The following is a 6,244-nucleotide window of genomic DNA, read 5'->3' as shown; positions in this document are numbered from 1 at the left end:
CTGCACCTCGCTACGCATCCGCTCCGACGACCCCAACGGAACAGACATACCCGAAATGAACACCACGATCGGGTTGTACCAAGGCTCCTCAGTCACCACACGTCACCCGCACACTCGAGAGAAACGACCACCGACACAGCACTGCACACCGCACGCAGAACACCTTGCGCCGGGCAGGGCCCGCTCATCCGTACAGACGGAGGCACGGCCCTTGCGGCATCCTCATCCGGTAGATGGGCAAGCATAGCTCTACCCGACGAGACACGTACCTTCAGTAAGTCCCATACGTGTGTTACAGGCGCATCGGCCGCGCCCGCTCGGTACCAGCACGTTCGCCCCGCTGAAGGCTCGAATTAATTGCGAGGCGCGACTGGTGAGTCGGCTTGGAAAGCTCGGCCATCAGGCCAGGTCGCCGACTTTTCGATATTCTTGACTTTGGTGTACACGCGGCATTCAAGCCTTCCGGGTGACACATACGAGACGGTACGCGTCACTTGTCCCGTCTCGATCACCGGACTTCCGGCCACCTGCCGTCTGCCTCCCTGTTCGGACGAGCGGAGAGCGTGATACATGTTCACGACACCTGGTGTACATCACGTGTTTGCCGCGTCAGGTCTGTCATGCAGCATGCACTCCGTGCTGAGGGCGACTGCCCTCCAGCCCGGCGGATCCATACCCCGCGGCCGACCAGAGGCCCGGGTCGGCATGGAGAAAGGCGCACACCACACATGACCTCCGCTCAGGTCGATTCGTCGGAGCAGTCCTCCGAAGCCTCGGAAGAGGGGTACGAGCGCGGACTCGGCAGCCGCCAGGTCCAGATGATCGCCATCGGCGGCGCCATCGGCGTCGGCCTCTTCCTGGGTGCCGGGGCGGCCACCGCGGCCGGCATCTGGACCTGGCTGATGATCCTGATCAGCCACGTCCTGTACCGCCGCGCGGTCGACGCGGGCCGGCTGCCCGCCTCCGCCTTCCCGGCGCCGGGCGGCGCGGTGTGCAGCTGGATCGCCATCGTCTTCCTGCTCTTCGTGAACGGCCTGATCGCCTACGACGGCGACTCCCGGGTCTGCCTCTACGTCATGGCAGGCTGGGCCGCCGCCCTCGGCATCGGCTGGCTGGTCCTCAAGAACCGCAACCCGCAGACCGGCGGACGCGACGAGCCGGTGCTCTCCAAGACCGGCTGACGCGTCTTCACACCTACGCGCTCGGGCTGCTCCCCGCCTGCCGCACGGAACGGCCCGGTCCGCGTGAACGACGAAATATCGAAGCAACACGGAATCTACGCACCGGAGTCCCAATTCCACAGGCGCTCTGTTAGCTTCCTCGCTACGGACGCCTCCAGTGAATCGCGGACGCATGGATTTTTTCCCACCCGATATCGGCGACAGCTGAAACGGTAGGTTGCTCAAGAATGCCGGACATCACCGCAGTTCACACTGACACCCTCCACGGTGTTGCGCACGACATCACCGTCAGTGCCGGGACCACGTTCGAAGCGGCGGAGAGACTGAGGAATCTGCCCGCCCCGGCCGGCCACGCGTTCGGAAACGGTGCCGGCGGTCAGGCGGCACACGCCGAGTACCTGAGGGTTCATCAGGAGCTCACCGACCGGACGTCCGAGGTGGGCGCGCGGCTCGCGCTGATCAGCGCCGCGATGCGGCAAGCCACCGACTCCTTCCAATCGGCCCGCACAAGCGCAGTGGACGCGATCAGCCGGCAGGGCTGAACAGGCCCGTGGACATCAACGGGGCCATCGTCGAGTGGGTGACCAGGGTCATGCAGGAGCTGGGTGACCCCTCTTCGCTGCACGATCACGCGCAGGAGGTCTCCGCCCACGCGGAACAGCTGCGTGACCTGCGTTCGACGGTGGAGGAGACGGCCGGCAACGTGGCGTGGGTCGGGCCCGACGCGGATGCCTACCGGCAGGCGCTCGATGCCCAGCTGAACCTCCTGACCCACACGGCCGACGCGCTGGAGGTCACCGGTGCACAGGCTCAGGGACATGCCGAGAAGGCCTGGGCCATTGTCAAGCAGGTCCTGGGGATCGTCCTGGAGATCCTGGAGATCCTTGCCGTCGGCATGCTGCTGAGCTGGCTGGGAGGGCTGGCACTGGACTGGGTGCTGGCCCGAGTGATCCCACTGATGGAGCGCATATTGGAAGCGCTCGCCAAGTTCCGCGGATATCTGGCCGAGTTCACCGAATTCCTGCGTTCGGCGGGAAGTACTTTCGGGTCGACGGGCGCCCGTATCGGTGAAGGTCTCGGAAAACTGGCCGAGAGTTTCTTCGTCGACTCCCTGCCGGCCCAGATTCGCGCCTATCCGGGTTTCTATCTGGCGTTGGCCGTGCCGAAGCTGCTGAGCGGCAGGCCGGTGGACTGGAAGGGCAACGCCTGGCAACTGGGGGTGTTCTTCGGATTCGACACCGCCCTCGGACTGGCGGAGGGCGCCATCAAGGACGCGGGACTCGGCGCCGGTCTGAAAGGCCTCCTCAAGGGGGACAGGAACCTCGACGACGCAGGTGTGGCCGAACGGGACGCGGCAGGCGCGGCGAAGACCCCGGCGGAAGAACCCGCCCCGGCGACAGGAGCCCGGGAAGCCGAACCGGCGGACGGCGGGCCCCCGTCGGAGGTGCCCGGGAGCCAGGTGGCGCCGGCGGACGTCGGTGGCTCGACGACCGGGACCGCCGTCAGGGAAGGGAGCGTCCCCGACGCCTCGCCAGGTCCGGGCGGTGTGCCGGAGCCGCAGCCGCTGAGAACCGGGATCGACGGCGAGACCAGGGCACCGGCCTCGCCGGTGGAGGCGCCACCTCATGTCACACCGGCGCCGGTACGGCCCGTCGACACCGGTGCCCCTCGGACACCCCCGGTCCGGTCCGAAGCCCCGGCGGACACGGCGTCCACGAGCCGGAGCACGGCGCCACGCGCCCAGCGGGAGCGGGGAGCGGCGGACGCGGTGCCCTCCCCCGTCGAACCCGGCCGTCCGCCCGCGCCGTCGGCGGCACCCGAGGCGACGCCGGTTTCCCAGGCCGTACGAGGAACGGCACCCGCCCCGCGCGAGACACCGGGCGGCGGGGACGTGACGTCGGTGAAGCCGGAACCTTCGCCGGGCCCCTCCTCCCTGACGCGCGCCACCGGGGAGCGAACGCCCCCGGAACCGGTGCACGCCACGTCGGAGCCGACGGCCGGGCGGGCCGGCGAACCAGTCACCGCTGAGTCGCGGTCCACGACCGGCACGGTGCGTGCCGGTACCCCCCGCGAGGAGGTCGGGTCACGGCCACCGACGCCCACAGAGGAGCCGGCGGCGGCACACCGCGGTGACCGCCTCGTCACCGAGTCCCGGGCCGGCCGGCCGGAGACGGTCCGCGCCGAGTCGGCATCGCGCCCGGGAGAGCAGCCCACGGTCGCACGCGGCGGCGAGGGGAACCCGCACGAGCCCGTGCCCGGCCGGGCCACCGGGCCCGACACGGCGGCAGCCACTCGACCCGCGGCCAGGAGCACCGCCACGGACGCTGCCGTTGCGGCCCGGGACGTACGCGCCGAAATGCCGCCCCGTGTGGGAACGGAGCGTGTGGGAGCGGAGCGTGTGGAGGCAGGTGGGAAGGGAGCGGGCGACGGTGTGGCCGGCCCCGGAACCGAGGGGCGGGCCGAACGCCTCGAAGGCCGCGGCGGCGAGACACCCGCGCCGCCCCTCGGAGAGGCACCGACACCCGTCAGGGACACACCCGCGCCGCCTCCCGGAGAGGTACCGGAACCCGCCGTCGCCGTGGCCCCGGTCAACGGGACCCCTGACGGTGTGAGGACCACTGCCGAGGACATCGAGGCGATTCTCAATCCGGGCAGAGCGACGGACGGCGCGAAGCCCGCCGATCCGGTCCCGGCCTCTGCCCGGCCCGGCTCTCCCCACGCCGCCGAACCCGGGCCGCGGTCCGGCGAAGCGCGCGGCGGCACGCAGCCACCCTCACCCGGCCCCCTGCCGACGCGGAGCCTGGCGTCCAAGGCGGCGCCCAGGCCGGTGGACGCCCCGGTCGGGCGCCCGGAGTCACCGCTGCAACCCGCCGCGCGGCCGTCGACACCGGCGTCCGCGCGGTCCGAGCCCACGGTCACCTGGAGCACGTACCAGGAGAAGAGCCTCGCCGAGGCCGCCGAGGCCGCCGGGCAGGAGGCGTTCAACGTCATCGTCGGCAACCTCGCGACCGACGGTATGGTGCAGCGTGTCACGGGGCAGCGCATGACCGCTTCCGAGTGGGCCTTCGAACTGCTCGGAGGAGGTCTCGCGTTCGCACGGCACGGTATCTACAAGTGGAGCTCCGTGGGTGAGAAGTGGGCCTACCGCAACCAGCCGGAAGGCGGTCTGGTCATCAACCGGTGGCTGGCCGAGACTCCCCTCTCGTGGTCGTACTACGCCATGTATCTCACGGCGAAGGACGCGGTGAAGAACGGCGTGTTCGACGGGGTCGCGTACAGCGAACTGAATCCCGCTCCCGACACACCTTAGACGGGTGCGGTCGCAGCGGTCAGGTATCCCGGGGCGGGCGGTGGCTTCACACGTGACTAGCATGAGCGGCCGGAGACATCACTGCGGATCTGACACTTGTCGCCGTTTCCCCGGCCCAAGGTGGAGCAAGGAGTATGAGCAGGTGAGTACAGCTTCCATGGCGGCGCCCGTCCCGGGGCGTACCCGGGCGTTTCTGCGGCTGGTGACGATCGAGCACTCGGTGTTCGCGCTGCCGTTCGCCTACATCGCGGCGCTCACCGCCATGTACGAGCGCGACGGCGCGGTCCACTGGGTGGACCTGCTGCTGGTCACCGTGGCGATGGTGGCCCTGCGGACCTTCGCGATGGCCGCGAACCGGATCATCGACCGGGAGATCGACGCCCGCAACCCGCGTACCGCCGGCCGTGAACTGGTGACCGGTGCCATGTCCGTTCGGCACGCACGGACGGGGGCGCTGATCGCCGTCGTGGTCTTCCTCGGTGCCGCGGCCCTGCTGAACCCGCTGTGTCTGACTCTGGCGCCGGTCGCCGTGGTGCCCATGGTGGTCTATCCGTACGCCAAGCGCTTCACGAACTTCCCGCAGGCGTTCCTCGCCCTGGCCCAGTCGATGGGGCCGGTCGGTGCCTGGCTGGCCGTGACCGGTGCCTGGAGCTGGAAGGCGCTGATCCTCGGTCTCGCGGTCGGTGTCTGGATCGGCGGCTTCGACCTGATCTACGCCTGCCAGGACGTCGACACCGACCGCACCATCGGTGTCCGGTCGGTGCCCGCGAGGTTCGGTGTTCCGGCCGCCGTCTGGGGGGCGCGGGCCTGTCACACCGTCACGACGGCCCTGTTCGTCTGGTACGCCGTCGCCACTCACGGCGGCCTGCTGCTGTGGCTGGGTCTGCTCGTCGTGGCGGGGGCTTTCGGCTACGAGCACACCCTGGTCCGCCCGCACGACCTGTCCCGCCTCAACCGCGCCTTCTTCCAGGTGAACGGGTTCATCGGCATCGCCTTGTTCCTGTGTGCCCTGCTCGACCTGCTGGCCCGGGGTCTCTCACTCGGCTGATCCGGGCAGCCGGCCGGGACACGCGTTCGGCCACGATGCCGGTGCGGAGAATCTGGCCGGCCTCCTGGCCGCGATGGCGAACACATATGCCCGCCGCCTTCGCCCCACTCTGGCTATAACCTGGTTGCATGGCGGTGAAACAGGAACATGCCCCGGAGCAGTGCAAGGTGGTGGACGAGGGCATCACACGTGTATTCCAGGTGCTCGGGAAACGCTGGAACGGCCCGATCATCTCGGTCCTGATCGACGGCCCGGCGCACTTCGCCGACCTGCGCCGGGCCATCCCTGGAATCAGCGAGCGCATGCTCTCCGACCGCCTCGCCGAACTCGGCGCCACCGGCCTCCTCTTGCGCGAGGTGACGGAGGGTCCGCCGCTGCGGGTCTCCTACCGCCTGGCCGAGAAGGGCGCCGCGCTGGAGTCCCCGCTCAGGGAACTCGCCGCGTGGGCCGAGAAGCACCTGACGGACAAGCCGGCCTGCTGAGGCGCGGCCTCCACGCCCTCGGCGGCCACGCGGCGGTGCGTCCGTCGGCCGGGCGGAGCACAGGCGCCGCACGGTCTGCCCGGCCCGGGTCGTCGTTTCGGCCGTGGGAGGTGAGCGCGTCCCGCCGGTGAGGGCGTGGGCGGGCGCCGGACATCCGGCGCCCGTGATCCCGTCGTATCGGCGAGACACCCTGGAACGCGCGGCTGCGCGCACGATCCAGGGT

At 69.9% G+C, this 6,244-nt stretch carries 4 protein-coding genes and 1 pseudogene; all 5 read left to right on the top strand.

What is annotated here, in order from left to right:
• Positions 1 to 872: 872 nt before the first annotated feature.
• A pseudogene (gene proY, locus ACFY3I_RS42595) lies at positions 873 to 1,181 on the top strand (proline-specific permease ProY); the annotation flags it as partial.
• Between the two features lie 227 nt (positions 1,182 to 1,408).
• The gene (locus ACFY3I_RS42590; protein WP_390866333.1) at positions 1,409 to 1,723 is read left to right on the top strand and encodes a hypothetical protein; all 315 of its coding nucleotides are present in this window, start codon (positions 1,409 to 1,411) and stop codon (positions 1,721 to 1,723) included.
• Positions 1,724 to 1,731: 8 nt separating this feature from the next.
• Positions 1,732 to 4,491, top strand: a complete 2,760-nt coding sequence (locus ACFY3I_RS42585) for a hypothetical protein (RefSeq protein WP_390866332.1) — start codon at positions 1,732 to 1,734, stop codon at positions 4,489 to 4,491.
• 142 nt (positions 4,492 to 4,633) lie between these two features.
• Positions 4,634 to 5,539: a menaquinone biosynthesis prenyltransferase MqnP gene (gene mqnP, locus ACFY3I_RS42580; protein ID WP_390866331.1), complete on the top strand. Its 906-nt coding sequence runs from the start codon at positions 4,634 to 4,636 to the stop codon at positions 5,537 to 5,539.
• 128 nt (positions 5,540 to 5,667) lie between these two features.
• Entirely contained in the window at positions 5,668 to 6,021 is a 354-nt protein-coding gene (locus ACFY3I_RS42575) for a winged helix-turn-helix transcriptional regulator (RefSeq protein WP_390866330.1), read from the top strand.
• The last annotated feature ends 223 nt before the right edge of the window (positions 6,022 to 6,244 follow it).

The organism is Streptomyces sp. NPDC001068, from assembly GCF_042897315.1.
GTDB lineage: Bacteria > Actinomycetota > Actinomycetes > Streptomycetales > Streptomycetaceae > Streptomyces.
The sequence above is the reverse complement of the archived record's forward strand: the minus strand, read 5'-3'. Positions and strand labels throughout refer to the sequence as shown.